At 73.6% G+C, this 16,470-nt stretch carries 17 protein-coding genes; 11 read left to right on the top strand and 6 right to left on the bottom strand.

Features of this window, described 5'->3' with window-relative positions; translation table 11 throughout:
• Positions 1 to 7 precede the first annotated feature (7 nt).
• Positions 8 to 1,702, top strand: coding sequence for a hypothetical protein (locus ACYF6T_RS02985; protein ID WP_461693120.1), 1,695 nt, complete (start codon positions 8 to 10; stop codon positions 1,700 to 1,702).
• On the opposite strand, the gene ACYF6T_RS02980 is transcribed toward ACYF6T_RS02985, so the two are convergent.
• From ACYF6T_RS02980 to ACYF6T_RS02960, 5 genes are all read right to left on the bottom strand, one after another.
• Positions 1,657 to 2,673 carry a Gfo/Idh/MocA family protein gene (locus tag ACYF6T_RS02980; protein WP_461693118.1) on the bottom strand — a complete coding sequence of 339 codons (1,017 nt, stop codon included), beginning with the start codon at positions 2,671 to 2,673 and terminating at the stop codon, positions 1,657 to 1,659. The genes ACYF6T_RS02985 and ACYF6T_RS02980 overlap by 46 nt on opposite strands.
• Positions 2,670 to 3,995, bottom strand: a complete 1,326-nt coding sequence (locus ACYF6T_RS02975; RefSeq protein WP_461693116.1) for an FAD-dependent oxidoreductase — start codon at positions 3,993 to 3,995, stop codon at positions 2,670 to 2,672. The genes ACYF6T_RS02980 and ACYF6T_RS02975 overlap by 4 nt, the downstream gene beginning before the upstream one ends.
• A gap of 124 nt (positions 3,996 to 4,119) precedes the next feature.
• Complete coding sequence (locus ACYF6T_RS02970; protein WP_461693114.1) at positions 4,120 to 5,124, bottom strand: Gfo/Idh/MocA family protein; 1,005 nt, start codon at positions 5,122 to 5,124, stop codon at positions 4,120 to 4,122.
• 43 nt (positions 5,125 to 5,167) lie between these two features.
• Entirely contained in the window at positions 5,168 to 5,944 is a 777-nt protein-coding gene (locus tag ACYF6T_RS02965; RefSeq protein ID WP_461693113.1) for an SDR family oxidoreductase, read from the bottom strand.
• 16 nt (positions 5,945 to 5,960) lie between these two features.
• On the bottom strand, positions 5,961 to 7,127 hold the full coding sequence (locus ACYF6T_RS02960) for a phytanoyl-CoA dioxygenase family protein (protein ID WP_461693111.1): 1,167 nt from the start codon (positions 7,125 to 7,127) through the stop codon (positions 5,961 to 5,963).
• A gap of 106 nt (positions 7,128 to 7,233) precedes the next feature.
• Between ACYF6T_RS02960 and ACYF6T_RS02955 the strand changes: the two genes are divergently transcribed.
• Together ACYF6T_RS02955 and ACYF6T_RS02950 are read left to right on the top strand one after the other, a co-directional pair.
• Entirely contained in the window at positions 7,234 to 8,265 is a 1,032-nt protein-coding gene (locus ACYF6T_RS02955) for a LacI family DNA-binding transcriptional regulator (protein WP_461693110.1), read from the top strand.
• A complete protein-coding gene (locus ACYF6T_RS02950; protein ID WP_461693109.1) occupies positions 8,262 to 8,879 on the top strand; it encodes a poly-gamma-glutamate hydrolase family protein in 618 nt (205 codons plus the stop codon). The genes ACYF6T_RS02955 and ACYF6T_RS02950 overlap by 4 nt, the downstream gene beginning before the upstream one ends.
• Here the strand turns inward: ACYF6T_RS02950 and ACYF6T_RS02945 are convergent.
• Positions 8,869 to 9,213, bottom strand: coding sequence for a cupin domain-containing protein (locus tag ACYF6T_RS02945; protein ID WP_461693108.1), 345 nt, complete (start codon positions 9,211 to 9,213; stop codon positions 8,869 to 8,871). The genes ACYF6T_RS02950 and ACYF6T_RS02945 overlap by 11 nt on opposite strands.
• A 131-nt stretch (positions 9,214 to 9,344) precedes the next feature.
• On the opposite strand from ACYF6T_RS02945, the gene ACYF6T_RS02940 reads away from it, so the two are divergent.
• From ACYF6T_RS02940 to ACYF6T_RS02905, 8 genes are all read left to right on the top strand, one after another.
• On the top strand, positions 9,345 to 9,857 hold the full coding sequence (locus tag ACYF6T_RS02940) for a hypothetical protein (RefSeq protein ID WP_461693107.1): 513 nt from the start codon (positions 9,345 to 9,347) through the stop codon (positions 9,855 to 9,857).
• A gap of 97 nt (positions 9,858 to 9,954) precedes the next feature.
• The gene (locus ACYF6T_RS02935; protein ID WP_461693106.1) at positions 9,955 to 10,839 is read left to right on the top strand and encodes a dioxygenase family protein; all 885 of its coding nucleotides are present in this window, start codon (positions 9,955 to 9,957) and stop codon (positions 10,837 to 10,839) included.
• A complete protein-coding gene (locus ACYF6T_RS02930) occupies positions 10,836 to 11,915 on the top strand; it encodes a maleylacetate reductase (RefSeq protein ID WP_461693104.1) in 1,080 nt (359 codons plus the stop codon). The genes ACYF6T_RS02935 and ACYF6T_RS02930 overlap by 4 nt, the downstream gene beginning before the upstream one ends.
• Before the next feature lie 136 nt (positions 11,916 to 12,051).
• Positions 12,052 to 12,702: a GntR family transcriptional regulator gene (locus ACYF6T_RS02925; protein ID WP_461693103.1), complete on the top strand. Its 651-nt coding sequence runs from the start codon at positions 12,052 to 12,054 to the stop codon at positions 12,700 to 12,702.
• A 57-nt stretch (positions 12,703 to 12,759) separates the two neighbouring features.
• Positions 12,760 to 13,509, top strand: a complete 750-nt coding sequence (locus ACYF6T_RS02920; RefSeq protein ID WP_461693101.1) for a PIG-L deacetylase family protein — start codon at positions 12,760 to 12,762, stop codon at positions 13,507 to 13,509.
• A complete protein-coding gene (locus ACYF6T_RS02915; RefSeq protein ID WP_461693100.1) occupies positions 13,506 to 14,219 on the top strand; it encodes a 4-carboxy-4-hydroxy-2-oxoadipate aldolase/oxaloacetate decarboxylase in 714 nt (237 codons plus the stop codon). Before ACYF6T_RS02920 ends, ACYF6T_RS02915 begins: the two co-directional genes overlap by 4 nt.
• Entirely contained in the window at positions 14,216 to 15,316 is a 1,101-nt protein-coding gene (locus ACYF6T_RS02910) for a 4-oxalomesaconate tautomerase (protein WP_461693099.1), read from the top strand. Before ACYF6T_RS02915 ends, ACYF6T_RS02910 begins: the two co-directional genes overlap by 4 nt.
• Positions 15,316 to 16,266: a catechol 2,3-dioxygenase gene (locus ACYF6T_RS02905; RefSeq protein ID WP_461693097.1), complete on the top strand. Its 951-nt coding sequence runs from the start codon at positions 15,316 to 15,318 to the stop codon at positions 16,264 to 16,266. The genes ACYF6T_RS02910 and ACYF6T_RS02905 overlap by 1 nt, the downstream gene beginning before the upstream one ends.
• Positions 16,267 to 16,470 lie beyond the last annotated feature (204 nt).

Here is a 16,470-nt window from a genome sequence, read left to right as displayed (position 1 = left end):
GGTGCCGATGGGGCTCTTGCGGAGGGTGCTGCCGCCGGCGCGGGCGGCGGCCCGGACGGCGCCGGGAGCGGGCCGGCCCCTGCTCGGCGCGGTGCTGCTGCGCTGTCTCGCCCCGGGCTGGGTGCTGCTGCGCCCGCCGCCGGTGCCGCGCCGGCTGGCGTGGGCCGAGGAGGCGGTCGCCGTGCACCGGGCGATGGCCGACGGGGACGGGCTGGCCCGGGCCCTGGTGCTGCACGCCCAGGCGCTGCTGCTGGCGGAGCGGTACGAGGAGGCGTGCGCGGCGGTGGACGCGGCGATGGCCGTCCCCGGCGCCCGGCAGTCTCCGGCGCAGCGGGCGTGCGCGCTCCAGGTGCGGGCCGAGGCGCTGCTGGGCGTCGGGCGGGCCGACGAGGCCCTGCAAGCCGCCTTGCGTGCCGAGGAGTTGTACCGCGCCCACCCCGGCCCCGCGCGACGGGACCTCCCGCTCGGCAGCCTGCCCACGGCCCTGCGCGTCCGCGGACTGGCGCTCGGCGCCCTCGGCCGCACCGAGGAGTCCGTGGCGGTGTTCGAGGAGTGCGCCGCCCTGCTGCGGGCCATGACGCCCCGGCAGGCGGGCCGGGGCGCCCTGGTGGGACCCCGGGTCTTCGTCGAGCTGGTCGCCGGGCTGCGGGCGCTCGGCCGCCACGAGGAGGCCCTCGCGGTCGGCCCCGAGGCCCGGGAGGCGGTGGCGGGCCCCGTCGTGTGGGCGGCCCCCGCGTACGTACGGACACTGCGCGTACGGCTGCTGACGTACCTGGCCGACTGCGCGGGCGCCCTGGGCCGGCATCGACAGGCCCGCGAGGCGGCCGTCGAGGCGGTCGAGGAGGCCCGCAGGCTGTCCCGGACCAGCCCGGCCCAGGGAGCGCGGGCGCTCGCCCTCGCCCTGTACCGGCTGGCGGCGACCCTGCGCGAACTCGACGCCCGCCACGAGGAGTTGCGCACCCTGGAGGAGCTGACGGACCTGTACGCCCGGCTCGCGGCCGAGGATCCCGAGACCTACCGGCCCGCGCTCGCCGACGCCCTGGACGACCTGGCCCGCTGCCACAAACAGGCCGGCCGCCATCGCGCCGCCGTCGCGGCCGGCGAACGCAGCGTGGCCGCCTACCGGCTCACCACCGGCCGCGAAGCCGAACTCGCCCGCACCCTCGCCAATGTGAGCCTGCGTCAGCAACAGGCCGGCTACCGGGCGCAGGCCGTGGCGAGCGCCCGTGAGGCGGTGGAGCTCACCCGCCGGCTGGCCGAGTCCGACTGGGAGACGTACACCCCGCTGGTCGCCCGCCGCCTGCGCGTCCTCGCCCAGGCGCTGAGCGACGTCGACGACCACACGGCGGCCGTGGCCGCCTGCGCGGAGGCCGAGACCCTGCTGCGGGAGCAGCCCGGCACGGCGGCCGAGCTCACGGCGACGGTCGCCGTGCTCGCCGGTGCCCTCGAAGGGGCCGCCGTGGCCCACCTGGACGCCGGCCGCCCCGCCGAGGCGGTCACCGCCCTGCGCTCCCTGCTCGCCCTCACCCGCCGCACCGCCGCCACCGGCGTCCACGTCACCTGCCTGAGAGCCTTCGCCGACGCCCGCGCCCGGCACCGGGACGCGGTCGTCCCGGCGTGGCAGCGGGCGACAGGGGAGCCGTACCCGACGTTCGTCTACACCGCGGACCGGGGGCGCGGCTCGAAGCCCGCCGCCCGGTAGCAGGCGTCGATCAGCGTCATCGTCGCCAGCGCGTCGTCGGCGTCCAGCGGCAGCGGGGCGCCCTCGCGGACCCGGGCGGCGAAGGCGTCCAGCTGGTAGGAGTACGACGAACGCGTGCCGAGCCGCTCGGTGCGCTCGCCTTCGCCGGTGCGCACCACGACGCGGTCGTCCAGGTGCGGCAGCACGAAGTTCGGCGCGAACGCCTCGCCCAGGCTGCCGGTGATCCGGCAGCTCATCTCCAGCCCGTCGTAGGCCATGTGGCAGCGCGCGGAGCCCGTCGCCCCGCCCGGGAAGGCCAGTTCGGCGTCCAGCCACTCGTCGACGCCCGGCGCGCCCGCCCGCCGGCCGCCGCGTGCGGACACGAGCTCCGGCGCGCCGCCCGCCCACGGGGCGAGCGTCCGCAGGGCGTGCAGGCCGTAGCAGCCGAGGTCCATCATCGCGCCACCGGCCAGCGGCAGCGACCAGCGCGGGTCGGAGTCCTCGGGGGCGGGGATCGCCACCAGCGTCTCCACGCGCCGCAGTTCGCCGAGTTCACCGCTTTCCAGCAGCTCGTGCAGACGGCGGGTGACCGGGTGGAAGAGGTAGTGGAAGGCCTCCATGAACACCGTCCCCGCCTTCGCGGCGGCCTCCCGCACCTCGGCGGCCTCCTCGGCGTTGCTCGCCGACGGCTTCTCCGACAGCACGTGTTTGCCCGCGGCGAGGGCGGCCAGGTTCCACGGCCCGTGCAGCCCGTTGGCGAGCGGGTTGTAGACGACCTCCACCTCCGGGTCGGCGAGCAGGTCGGCGTAGGAGCCCAGCACCCGCTCCACGCCGTGCCGCGCGGCGAAGTCCTCGGCCCGGCCGCGGTCGCGGGCGGCCACCGCGACCAGGCGGTGGCCGCCGGCCCGGGCCGGGTCGACGAGTGCGCGCTCGGTGATCCGTGCGGCTCCGAGTACGCCGATGCGCAAGGGGTCCCGGCCCGGTTCGCTCATGACGCGTGTTCCTCCTGAGTGTGTGCGTGCGGGATCAGTGTGCCCTGCACCGGCGGGAAGTGGCGACGGGCGAGGTCCTGGGCCTGGGCGACCGTGCACTCGATCAGCTCGAAGGCGGGCAGACCGCCCACGTGGTAGGTGCGGTTGCGGCCCTGCAGCGCGTCGAGGCGGTCCAGGGCGCCGGCCGCGAGGTCGTCGGCGGCGAAGTGCGGCATGAACGCCCATTCCCGCCGCAGGTGCACCTCCGCAAGCCGCCCGCCGAGCGCGGCGACGTCCTCTCGCAGCCGGGGCAGGACCTCCTCGGGGCGGCCGTAGGAGTAGAAGGTGCGCACCTCGCTGTCCGGGTAGCGGTGGTGGTACGAGACGCAGTGCCCGCTCGCCGCACGGCTCGCGGTGTGCCGGTCGAGGAAGTAGAAGGCGTCGCCGGGCAGGCCGGAGGCGGCGGCGAGGGTGGTGTGGTAGGCGTGGGAGCGGACCCGCGCGGCCAGGTCGCGTTCCTCGTCGGTGGCGTCCAGGACGGGCAGGACGCGGTCCAGGGGCACGGCGAGGACGAGGTCGTCGGCGTCCACCGGGCCGGCGTCGGTGTGCACCCGCACCCCGCCCTCGTGCCGCTCGACCGACTCCACCCGCACCCCGCACCGCACGTCCTTCAGCGCGTCGGCGACCCGCCGCCACAGCGTGCCGAAGCCGCCGACGACGGTGAACGCGCCGCCGTGGCCGAGGAGTTCGGGGCTGTGGGACAACAGCCCCGTCATCTCGGCGTACTTGACGAAGTACAGGGCGGGCACGTCGTCGTCCAGGTAGCCGTAGCCGGCCGCGGTGAAGCCGGTGCCGAAGGACTCGGCCATCGCTTCGAGGCCGTGCTCGGCCAGCCACCGGGTGACGGGAGCGGCCAGCGCCCGCGCGGAGTGGGCGAGCCCGGGCTCGGCGATGCGCGGGAACTCCCGCTCCCTGAGCGCCCGGTAGCGGCCGAAGGCCTCGTCGCGCAGGAACGCCATGGCCTGCCGGCTCGGGGCGCCCGTCGCCCCGTCCAGGACGCGGTAGCGGCTGGTGCGCTCCGTCTGGACGTCCAGCTCCGTCACCAACTCCGCGACGCGTTCGTAGCGGTTGGTGCAGATGTGGCCGCCGAGGTCGAAGGCCAGGCCGTCGACCTCCACGCTCCGGCACTTGCCGGCCACGGAGTCCTGCTCCTCGAGGACGGTCACCCGGTGTCCGGCGCGCTCCAGTTCGCGCGCGGTCGCGAGGCCGCCGGGTCCGGCCCCCACGACCACCACGCTGCGGTGGCGGGAGGGGAGTGCACGGGCGTCATAGCCGGAATTCATGATCGTCGTCGCTCCTCGGTCGGTGGGCGTGATCGCCTTCCCTGGTCATACGTGGAGCGACGCGAAGGTGTTCCGGACACCGCCCGCCGGCCGGCGCCCGGAACACGGGAGAGGGGGCCGGCCGTCAGGCCGAGCGGACCTCGGCGAGGGTCACCGGGCGGTGCTCGTGCAGGGACAGCGTGCACGCCTCGGCGATCCAGCCGGCCTCCAGGGCGTCCGCCACCGTGCAGGGGGAGGGCCGGGTGCCGGCCACGACCTCGGTGAACGCGGTGAGTTCGGCGCGGTAGGCCTCGGTGAAGCGGTCCATGAAGAAGTCGTGCGGAGTGCCGGCCGGGAAGGTCACGCCGGGCTCGACGGAGCGCAGGGGCAGCTTGTCCTCCAGGCCGACGGCGATGGAGTCCGTGAAGCCGTGGATCTCCATCCGGACGTCGTAACCGCGGGCGTTGTGGCGGGAGTTGGAGACCACGGCGATGGTGCCGTCGTCGAGGGTGAGGAGCGCGCCCGTGGTGTCGGCGTCGCCCGCCTCCTTGATGTAGTCGGCGCCCCGGTTGCCGCCGACCGCGTACACCTCGACGACCTCGCGGCCGGTCACCCAGCGGATGATGTCGAAGTCGTGCACGCTGCAGTCGCGGAAGATGCCCCCGGAGGCGGCGATGTACGCGGCCGGCGGCGGCGCCGGGTCCAGCGTCGTCGACCGTACGGTGTGCAGCGCGCCCAGCTCGCCGCTGCGCACGGCGGCCCGCGCGGCGACGAAACCGGCGTCGAAGCGGCGGTTGTAGCCGATCTGGATCGGCACGTCCGTGCCCTCGACGGCCTTGAGGACCTCGACGCCCTCGGCCATGGTCTTCGCGACCGGCTTCTCGCAGAAGACGGGGATGCCGGCCTCGACGCCGGCCAGGATCAGCCCGGGGTGGGCGTCGGTGGCCGCCGCGACCACGATGCCGTCGACACCGGCGGCCAGCAGCGCCTCCGGCGAGTCCACGACCTGCCCACCGAACCGCTCCGCGGCCGACTTGGCGGCATCGGCGAACGGATCGGTGAGCACGAGCGACTCGACGACGTCGAGTCCGGACAGGGTCTCGGCGTGGAAGGCGCCGATACGGCCGAGGCCGAGAATGCCGATACGCATGAGGTTTCTTGCTCCTAAGAGGGTTTTGCCTGGGAAGAAAGGTCTAGTCGAGGCCGCCGAGGACGTTCTGGTCCCAGTCGATCACCGATCCCGTCACCACGCCCGACCGGTCCGACAGCAGGAAGACCACGAAGTCGGCGATCTCGTCCGGCTGGCCCAGCTTGCCCATCGGCAGCCTGGCCGCGGCCTCCTCCCGCCAGTCGTCGTCGGCGCCGTGGAAGGTCTTCTGCGTCGCGTCCTCGCCCTCGGTCGCCGTCCAGCCGATGTTCAGGCCGTTGATCCGGATCCGGTCCCAGCGGTGGGCGTGCGCGGCGTTGCGGGTCAGCCCGATCAGGCCGGCCTTCGCGGCGACGTACGGCGCGAGGAACGGCTGCCCGCCGTGCGCCGAGGAGGTGATGATGTTGACGACCGTGCCGGGCGCCTTTCGGGCGACCATGTCGGCGACCGCGGCCTGCATGGTGAAGAACGGTGCCCTGAGGTTGATCGCGATGTGCCGGTCGAACAGGTCGGGCGTGGTGTCCAGGAGCGTGCCGCGGGAGGTGAGCCCGGCGGAGTTGACCAGGCAGTCCACCCGGCCGTACGCGGCGACCACGTCACCCACCACCGACTTCGCCTGCTCCGCGTCGGCCAGGTCGGCCCGCACGAACATCGCCTTGCCGCCCCCGGCCGTCAGCTCGGTCACCAGCGCCTCGCCCGGCGCCGGGCGCCGCCCGGTCACCGTCACGACGGCGCCCTCGCGCACGGCGGCCCGGGCGATGGCCGCGCCGACGCCCTGACTGCCGCCGTTGACGAGGACCACCTTGTCGTCGAGAAGCCCCATGAGTGCTTGCGTCCTTTCAGCTCGCGCGCCGCTCGGCGCCGGCCCGCAGCTCCGCGCGCAGCGCCTCGGGGGTCCAGGCCTCGCGCAGCGCGCGCCGGACGACGTCCGCCTGCGAGGGCGGGGCGAGGCCGTCGACGGGCGGATCGCTGTCGAGGTTGGTGGGGAAGGGGTAGCCCTCGGCGGACGCGGCGACCACACGCTCCAGCCACTCCTCGCCGGCGCCCTCGGCCCGGCGCCTGAGCAGCACCGGGTACACGGCGTTGCCGACGGCCTCACGGTCCACGGTCTCCATGGCCCGTCCGAACGCCGAGGACACCTGCAGGAGGTTGGCCATGCGCCGGATGTCCGCGGAGCGGTTGGTGCCGGCCGCGTGGAACAGCGCCGGGTTGAAGAAGACCGCGTCCCCCTTGGCGAGGGGGAGCTGGACGTGGTGGGCGTCGAAGTAGGCCCGGAACCGCGGCAGGCGCCACGCGAGGTAGCCGGGCTCGTACTTCTGCGAGTGCGGCAGGTACATCGTCGGCCCGGACTCCACCGGCATGTCGCAGTGCGCCACCGCGCCCTGGAGGGTGAGGACGGGGGAGAGGGCGTGCACATGGGCCGGGTAGGCGGCGGCGGTCTCGTTGGACAGGAAGCCCAGGTGGTAGTCGCGGTGCGCGGTCTGCGCCGCGCCGCCCGGGTTGACCACGTTGACCTGCGAGGTGACCTGGTAGCCGGGGCCGAGCCAGGCGGTGCAGACCAGCGCGAGGACGTCGTTGGCGTAGTAGTCGGCGAACGCCTCGGGGTCGTGGCGGGCGGCCTTCTCCAGCGCGTTCCACACCCGGTCGTTCGCGCCGGGCCGGGCGAAGTGGTCGCCGGCCCGCGCGCCGGAGGCCCGCTGCTCGGCGATCAGGGCCTCGAACACGGCGCTGAGCCGGTCCACGACGCCGGGGTCGGCGTAGGCGCCCTTGAAGACCACGATGCCGGGCCCGTCGGTGAGCGCCCGGACCAGTTCGGCCTGCACGTCGGCCCGGTCGGGGGCGCCGCGCAGCCGGTCGCCGTCGTAGACCAGGACGCCGTGCTCGACGGCGGAGGCGTACGGGTAATCGGCGCGGTCGGTGGTGGTCTCCACGAGTGCGCGGAAGGCGTCGAGGTCGCAGTCCTGCTCGGACAGCCAGGTACGACGGTGGACGGATAGGAAGGACATCGTCGTCCTCTCGGGTCACGGAGCGACGCGGCTCTGTCATTCTTGTCAGTACAAACCCCTCGAACAACCAGCAGGCAGCCATCAAAAACCCCTCAAGGAGCCGGTCGTGGGACACCCCTTCCCGATCCGGGAGATCGCCCGTCAGGCCGGTCTGAGCGAGGCCACGGTGGACCGGGTGCTCAACGGCCGCGGAGGGGTGCGCGAGAGCACCGCGCGGGAGGTCCGCCAGGCCATCGCCGACCTCGACCGGCAGCGCACCCAGGTCCGGCTGGTCGGCCGCACCTTCATGATCGACATAGTGATGCAGACGCCGGAGCGCTTCTCCACCGCGGTGCGCGCCGCCCTGGAGGCCGAGCTGCCGGCCCTGCACCCGGCGGTCGTCCGCTCCCGCTTCCACTTCCGCGAGACCGGCCCGGTCCCCGAGCTGACCCGCATCCTGGACCGGATCGCCCGGCGCGGCTCGCAGGGCGTGATCCTCAAGGCCCCCGACGTCCCCGAGATCACCGCCGCCGTCGGCCGGCTCGCCGAGGCCGGCATCCCCGTCGTCACCCTGGTGACCGACCTGCCGGCCACCGCCCGGCTCGGCTACGTCGGCATCGACAACCGGGCGGCCGGCGCCACGGCCGCGTACCTGATGGGCCAGTGGCTCGGCGACCGCCCCGGCAACGTGCTCACCAGCCTCAGCAGCGGCTTCTTCCGCAACGAGGAGGAGCGCGAGATGGGCTTCCGCAGCGCCATGCGCGCCCGCCACCCCGAGCGCGCCCTGGTCGAGATCGCCGAGGGACAGGGTCTGGACGCCACCCAGTACGACCTCGTGCGCGCCGCGCTGGAGCGGGACCCCGACATCCGGGCGGTCTACTCGATCGGCGGCGGCAACAACGCCACCCTGCGCGCCTTCGAGGACCTCGGCCGCACCTGCGCGGTGTTCGTGGCGCACGACCTCGACCACGACAATACCCGGCTGCTGCGCGAGCACCGCCTGTCCGCCGTGCTCCACCACGACCTGCGCCGGGACATGCGCGAGGCCTGCCACCTCGTGATGCGTGCGCACGGCGCGCTGCCGCCCGCCGGACCCACCCTGCCCTCCGCCATCCAGGTCGTCACGCCCTACAACATGCCGGTGCAGGTGGCGAGTTGACGCGCCCGCTGACCGAGCGGGTGGAGATCGAGGGCGTCCGCCTCACCGCCACGCTGACGCCCCGCGGCCGTATCGGACTGCTGGCCCTGCACGGCAGCAACGAAGGCGGTACGGCCGAACTCGCCGAGTCGGTGGCACGGCGCTGCGGCGCCACCAGCCTGGTCTTCACCCAGCCCGGCGCCCGGCAGCCGGTGCACATCCCCTCGCCGCGCATGGCGGCCGAGCACTGCGTCCTCCTGCAGGACTTCCTGGCCCGGGTGGCGGTCACCGTCTCGCTGCACGGCCATATGCGCGAGGCGGCCCCGCGCGCCATCTTCCTGGGCGGCCGCAACCGGTCCGCGGCCCGGCTGCTCGCCTTCGGACTGCGTGCCCTGCGGCCGGAGTTCCGCGCGGTCACCGACCTCGCGCGCATCCCCGTCGCGCTGCGCGGGCTGCACGCCCGCAACCCGGTGAACATGACCGGCGCCGCCGGCGTCCAGGTGGAGCTCCCGCTCCTCGCCCGCACCCGGCGCGAGGGCCGGCAGCCGGGAGAGCCGGACGAGCCGCCGCAGGCGGTGACCGACGCGCTGACCGACGGCGTACGGCTGCTGCGGGCGCGTCTGTTCAGAGCGTGACGGCGTACGCCTTGCGCAGCGTCTCGTGCACCGTCCACGTCGTACGGTCGCCCTTGCGCAGGACGGCCATGTCGCCGGGCCCGACCCGCAGCGTCGGCCCGCCCTCGACCTCGATCGTCGCCGACCCGCTGACCACGACGAACAACTCGTCGGCCTCGGTGTCGGTGACGACGCCGGGGGTCATCTGCCAGATCCCGCGCAGCTGCCTGCCGTCCGCCGACTCCCACACGACCTTGCCGGTCACCTCCGGCGTGCCGGAGACGATCTGCCCGGGGTCGAGGGGCTCGGGTTCGAGCGCGGCGTCGGGGACGTGAAGTGCGAAGCTGTGCGTCATGCGGTGACCCTAACCAGGGTGGACACGGCCGCGGTGGCGACAGGGTGTGGGGTGCCGGCCGCCGGGACGGGACACTTCGTCGCCCCGGGCCGGACTGGCGGGGCGCCCCGGCCCGGGTGATCGTTGAGGGCATGACGGACTCCACGGCGGCCGTCCCCGCGCCGCACCGCCACGACACGCGCGAGGCCGTCCTCTTCGGGGGTGTCTACGGCGCCGTCCTGGCCAGTTCGATGGTCGCCGCCCTCAGCCAGTACGGCCCCGCCTCCCCGGCCCGCCGCCGCTACGACGCGGCCTGGCTGCTGGTCACCGCGCTGGCCTCCGCACTCGCGCACGGCTACGCCCACTACATCGCCGAGCGCGGCCCGCACCGCCGCTGGGACGCCGTGCGCGCGCTCGCCGACGAGTGGCCGCTGGTCACCGCGGTGCTGCCGACCGCGGTGGTGCTGGCGGGGGCGGGCTGGGGCTGGTGGCCGGCCGAGGGGGTGGAGTACCCGGCGTTCGCCCTGAACATCGCGCTGCTGTTCACCCTGGGGCTGGTCACGGCACGCTGGTCGGGCCGGACCTGGCCGGTGGCGGTGCTCGTCGGGCTGGTGGACGCGCTGCTCGGCGTGGTCGTGGTGGTGGCGAACGCCATGATCAAGTAAGGCGGCCCCGTCCCGGGCCGCCCGGCCGACTAACGTGGTTGAAAGCAGGACGGCCCGCTGTCCGCGGGCGGCCCGAGGACCCGCCGGAGGGACCCGCATGACCACCGACGCCACCGACACGACGGTCACGGACGAGGCGGTGGCCAGCCTCCACGCCACCGCCGATCCGCGCCTGCGGGAACTGCTCACCGCGCTCATCCGGCACCTGCACGCCTTCACGCGCGAGACCCGGCTGACCCGGCAGGAGTGGGAGCGGGCGATCGGGTTCCTCACCGCGACCGGACGGACCTGCACCGACACCCGGCAGGAGTTCATCCTCCTGTCGGACGTGCTCGGCCTGTCCATGCTCGTCGAGACGCTCAACGGCGAACACGGGCCCGGCGCCACGGAGTCGACGGTCCTCGGCCCCTTCCACATGACCGAGTCACCGGTCCGTGCACTCGGCGCGAGCATCGACCTGGTCGGCGGCGGCGAACCCTGCGTGGTCAGCGGCCGGGTGCTGTCCGCCGACGGCACCCCGCTGCCCGGCGCGGTCGTCGACGTGTGGCAGGCCGACGGCAACGGCTTCTACGACGTCCAGCGCCCCGACGTCCAGCCGCCGGGCAACGGCCGGGGCCTGTTCACCGCCGACGCCGAGGGCCGCTTCCGGTTCCGCACCTGTGTGCCGAGCCCGTACCCCATCCCCACCGACGGCCCCGTGGGCGACCTGCTGCGGGCCACCGGCCGTCACCCCTACCGCCCGGCCCACATCCACTTCATCGCCACCGCCGGGGGCCATGTGCCGATCACCACGCACATCTTCGTCGCCGGCAGCGACTACCTCGGCTCCGACGCGGTCTTCGCGGTCAAGCCGAGCCTGGTGAAGGAGTTCACCGAGACCGACGACCCCTTGCAGGCAAGGGAGTTCGGCGTGCCGAACCCCTTCCGTCACGCGCGCTTCGACCTGGTGCTGGAACGCGACACGGACGGGGACCGCTCGTGAGGGACTTCCTCGACTTCTCCTACGAGTCCCGGCCGGTGCGGGTCGTCTTCCGGCCCGGCGCCGCCCTCTCCGCCACCCCGGACGAGGCCCTACGGCTGGGCCTGCGGCGGCTGCTGGTGGTGTGCGGCAGCCGCGGCGCCGGCACCGCCCGCGCGGTCGCCGACGCGCTGGGCCCCGTCTGCGCCGGGCTGCACGACGGGGCCCGTATGCACGTTCCCGCCGACGTGGCCGACCGCGCCGTCGAGGTGGCGCGGGCCGCGGGCGCCGACGGGTGCGTGGCGGTCGGCGGCGGCTCCGCCATCGGCCTGGGCAAGGCGATCGCGCTGCGCACCGGGCTGCCGCTGATCGCCGTGCCGTCCACCTACTCCGGCTCCGAGATGACACCGGTGTGGGGCCTGACCGAACACGGCGCCAAACGCACCGGCCGGGACCCGGCGGTCCTGCCGCGCAGTGTCGTCTACGATCCCGGACTCACCCTCTCCCTCCCGGTGCCGCTCTCCGTCACCAGCGGCGTCAACGCGCTCGCCCACGCCGTCGAGGCCCTCTACGCCCCCGACACCTCGCCGCTGGTCGCGCTGATGGCCGAGGAGGGCGTACGGGCCATGGCCGGCGCCCTGCCCGCCATCGCCACCGAGCCCGAGTCCACCGAGGCCCGCGCCCGCGCCCTGTACGGCGCCTGGCTGTGCGGCTCCTGCCTGGGCGCCACGACGATGGGCCTGCATCACACGCTGTGCCACGTGCTCGGGGGCACCTTCGGGCTGCCGCACGCCGAGACGCACACGGTGATCCTCCCGTACGCGCTGGCCTACAACGCGCCCGCCGTCCCCGAGGCCGCCGCGTCCGTGGCCCGCGCCCTGGACACGGACGACGCCCCCCGCGCCCTGCGCCACCTGTCGACGAGCCTCGGCGCACCCCGCTCCCTGGCCGAACTCGGCCTGAAGGAGACCGATCTGCGGGTGGCGGCCGCCCAGACGGCGGGCCAGGCCCACGCCCACCCCCGCGAGGTCACGCCGGACGGCGTGCTGGCGCTGCTGCGGGCGGCGTACGAGGGCAGGGAGCCGGTGCCGTTCCGGTAGGTGCCCCGGGGCCTCGGCCGCACCATCGCCGGGCATGATCCGGAGAATCTGTAACCGCAATACCGCGGACAAAATTGTTGACAATCCTGTTTGGCTAGATTTACGTTCGACAGGCACTCACTCAGGGAGGGCAACGATGCCGAAAGAAGCCCGTCCGAGCACGGGAGAGCAGGCCAAGCAGCATGCGCTCACGCAGCTTCGGCAGGCGATCCTGCACGGCGAGATGGCACCGGCACAGCGGCTGGTGGAGAACGAGCTCGCCGAGCAGTTCGGTGTGACCCGGGCCAGCATCCGCGCCGCACTCATCGATCTGGAGGCCCAGGGCCTCGTCGAGCGGATCCGCAACCGCGGCTCGCGGGTGCGGGTGGTGACCGTCGAGGAGGCGGTCGCCATCACCGAGTGCCGCATGGTCCTCGAAGGGCTCTGCGCGGCCAAGGCCGCCGTCCTGGCCGGCGACGAGCAGCTCGCCGAGCTGACGGAGCTGGGCACGGCGATGACCAAGGCCGTGGCCGACGGTGAGCCGGTGACCTACTCCGAGCTCAACCAGGAACTGCACGCCAAGGTGCGCGCGTTCTCCGGCCAGCAGACCGCAGTGGACCTGCTGGAGCGACTCAACGCCCAACTGGTGCGTCACCGCTTCCAGTTGGCGCTGCGCCCGGGGCGTCCGCAGCACTCCCTGAACGAGCACCTGGCGATGATCGAGGCGATCAGGGCCAGGGACCCGCAGGCGGCCGAGGCGGCCGTCCGCGCCCACCTCACCAGCGTGATCGAGGCGCTGCGCGACTGACGTGCACGCGCCGGACGCGGGGGCGGGCGCTCACCTGTCCACCAAGGAGAACTCAGCATGACCCAGGCCAACGCGCCCGCCCCCCCACGGTCCACGCTCGTCGTCACCGCGCACGCCGGCGACTTCGTGTGGCGGGCGGGCGGAGCCATCGCCCTGGCCGCGTCCCGGGGCGAGAAGGTGACCATCGCCTGTCTGACCTTCGGCGAGCGCGGCGAGTCCGCGAAGGCGTGGCGCGAGGGGAAGAAGCTGGAGGAGATCAAGGCGATCCGCCGCGACGAGGCGGAGCGCGCCGCGGCCACCCTCGGCGCCGAGGTCCGCTTCTTCGACGCCGGCGACTACCCGCTGGTGGCCACCGCCGAGCTGACCGACCAGCTGGTCGCCGTCTACCGCGAGACGCAGCCGGACGTCGTGCTCACCCACCCCACCGAGGACCCCTACAACGGCGACCACCCGGCCGCCAACCGCATGGCCCTGGAGGCCCGCGTCCTCGCGCAGGCGATCGGCTACCCGGGCGAGGGCGAGATCATCGGCGCGCCGCCGGTCTTCTACTTCGAGCCGCACCAGCCCGAGATGAGCGGCTTCAAGCCCGAGGTGCTGCTCGACATCACCGAGGTCTGGGAGACCAAGCGCAAGGCGATGGAGTGCCTGGGCGCCCAGCAGCACCTGTGGGACTACTACACCGACCTCGCCGTGCGCCGCGGCGTCCAGCTCAAGCGCAACGCCGGCCCGAACCTGGGCCTGGCCCACAAGACCATGGCCGAGGCGTACATGCGTCCCTACCCGCAGATCGCGAAGGAGCTGGCATGAGCGGCGTGATCGTCACCAACCCGCCGAAGGCCGAGGGCAAGGACGTCGAGGCGCTGGCCGGCTTCGGCGTGGCCACCGTCAGCGAGGCGATGGGCCGCACCGGTCTGCTGGGCCCGCAGATACGGCCCGTCCAGCAGGGTGTGCGGGTCGCCGGCACCGCCGTGACCGTGCTCAGCTGGCCCGGCGACAACCTCATGATCCACGCGGCCGTCGAGCAGTGCGGCGAGGGCGACTTCCTGGTCGTCACCACCACCTCGCCGTCCACCGACGGCATGTTCGGCGAGCTGTTCGCCACCGCGCTGCACAAGCGGGGCGTCAGGGGCCTGATCATCAACGCCGGCATCCGCGACACCCAGGAGCTGCGCGAGATGGGCTTCCCCGCCTGGTCGCGGGCCGTCTCCGCGCAGGGCACCGTCAAGGCCACCGGCGGCTCGGTCAACGTGCCGGTCGCCATCGACGGCCAGGTGATCCGGCCGGGCGACGTGATCCTCGCCGACGACGACGGCGTGGTCGTCGTCCCCCGCGAGCGGGCCCGGGAGACCGCGGAGAAGTCGCAGGCCCGTGAGGACAAGGAGGCCAAGGCCCGCGCCGCCTTCCTCGACGGCCAACTCGGCCTGGACCGCTACGGGTTGCGCGAGAAGCTCAAGGAACTCGGCGTCGAGTACCAGACGTACGAGGCGTACACCGCGGGCGAGGGAGCACGGCCGTGACCGACGGCGTGCGCTGTCTGCTCATGCGTGGGGGCACCTCCAAGGGCGCCTACTTCCTCGCCGACGACCTGCCCGCCGAACCGGCCGCCCGCGACGAGCTGTTGCTGCGTGTCATGGGCAGCCCGGACGAGCGGCAGATCGACGGCCTGGGCGGCGCCCACCCGCTCACCAGCAAGGTGGCCGTCGTCTCCCCCTCGGCCGACCCGAAGGCGGACGTCGACTACCTCTTCCTGCAAGTCGTGGTCGACAAACCCGAGGTGAGCGACCGTCAGAACTGCGGGAACATTCTCGCCGGCATCGGCCCGTTCGCCGTCGAGCGCGGACTGGTCCCGGCGGGGGAGGCGGAGACCTCCGTCCGCATCCGCATGGTCAACACCGGCGACTACGCCACCGCGACCTTCCCCACCCCGGGCGGGCGCGTGCGGTACACCGGAGACGCCGAGATCTCGGGTGTGCCCGGGACGGCCGCCGCCGTGGTGATCGAGTTCCCGCCGAGCGCCAGCCCGCTGCTGCCCACCGGCCAGGTCCGCGACGAGATCGACGGCGTGCCCGTGACCTGCGTGGACAACGGCATGCCGACGGTGCTCATCGAGGCCGCGGCCCTGGACGTCACCGGCTACGAGACGCCCAAGGACCTGGAGGAGAACCTCGCGCTCGCCGACCGGCTGCGCGAGATCCGGCTCAAGGCCGGCCATCTGATGGGTCTGGGGGACGTCTCCGACACCACGGTGCCCAAGCTCACCCTGCTCGCCCCGCCCCGGGACGGCGGCGCGGTCACCACCCGCACCTTCATCCCGGTGCGCTGCCACACCTCCATCGGCGTGCTCGGCGCGGCCAGCGTCGCCGCCGGGCTGCGCGTCGAGGGCGCGGTCGGCGCGCACCTCGCGCGGATCGCTCCCGGAAGCGACCGGGTCCGCATAGAACATCCCACCGGGTTCCTCGACATCGAAAGCAGCCTCGGAACCACCCCCGACGGCCTGCCCTCGGCCCGCCGTACCGCCGTGGTCCGTACGGCCCGCAAGATCTTCGACGGCACCGTCTTCCCCAGGTCCGCCGAGACGGCCCCGATCCCCCCGCACCCCCAAGGAGGTCAGTGATGACTCCACCGCTCGGCGACATCGCCCACATCGGCCACGCCCAGCTGTTCACCCCCGACCTGGACGCCAGCGTCGCCTTCTGCACCGACTACCTGGGCCTCACGGTCAACGGACAGGACGGTGACACGGTCTACCTGCGGACCTTCGACGACTACGAGCACCACAGCCTGGTGCTCACCGCACGCGACCGGCCCGGCCTCGGCCGGCTCGCCCTGCGCACCTCCAGCGAGGAGGCCCTCGCCCGCCGGGTCAAGGCGATCGAGGAAGCCGGCGGCAGCGGCAAGTGGGTCGAGGACGAACCCGGCATCGGCCGGCTGTACCTCACCACCGACCCGGACGGCCACGAGCACGCCCTGTACTGGGAGAGCGAGCACTACCTCTGCCCGGACGCGCAGAAACCGGCGCTGAAGAACCAGCCGCAGGCCAAGCCCAACCGGGGCGTGGGCGTGCGCCGCCTGGACCACGTCAACTTCCTCGCCGCGGACGTGCTCGCCAACGCCGAGTTCCAGCAGCACGTGCTCGGCGCCCGGCCCACCGAGCAGATCCAGCTCGACTCCGGCCGCGTCGCGGCGCGTTGGCTGACCTTCACCAACAAGTCGTACGACGTGGTCTACACCGAGGACTGGACCGGCAGCGAGGGGCGGCTGCACCACATCGCCTTCGCGACCGACACCCGCGAGGACATCCTGCGCGCGGCCGACCTCGCGATCGACTCCGGCGTCTTCATCGAGACCGGACCGCACAAGCACGCCATCCAGCAGACGTTCTTCCTGTACGTCTACGAGCCCGGCGGCAACCGCATCGAACTGTGCAACCCGCTCACCCGGCTGGTGCTGGCGCCCGACTGGCCGCTGATCACCTGGACCGAGGAGGAGCGCAAGAAGGGCCAGGCCTGGGGCCTGAAGACCATCGAGTCCTTCCACACGCACGGCACGCCTCCGGTCGCCTAGACCGGTCACCCAGGGGGGTGGGTACGCAATGCGGTGCGTACCCACCCTCCGTCGTATCCGGATCGTCGATGAGATTGTTGACAAAAGCGTTGACACTCACGGAACGGATCCTTAGCGTCTAGCGCACAACGGGTCGGCCGCACGAGCCGCGTAGACCCGGTTCACTGATCCCCTCCAGGGAACGTCTCCTGGACGAGAGGAAAA

The sequence above is a fragment of the Streptomyces sp. 7R007 genome (genome assembly GCF_054850255.1).
The sequence above is the reverse complement of the archived record's forward strand: the minus strand, read 5'-3'. Positions and strand labels throughout refer to the sequence as shown.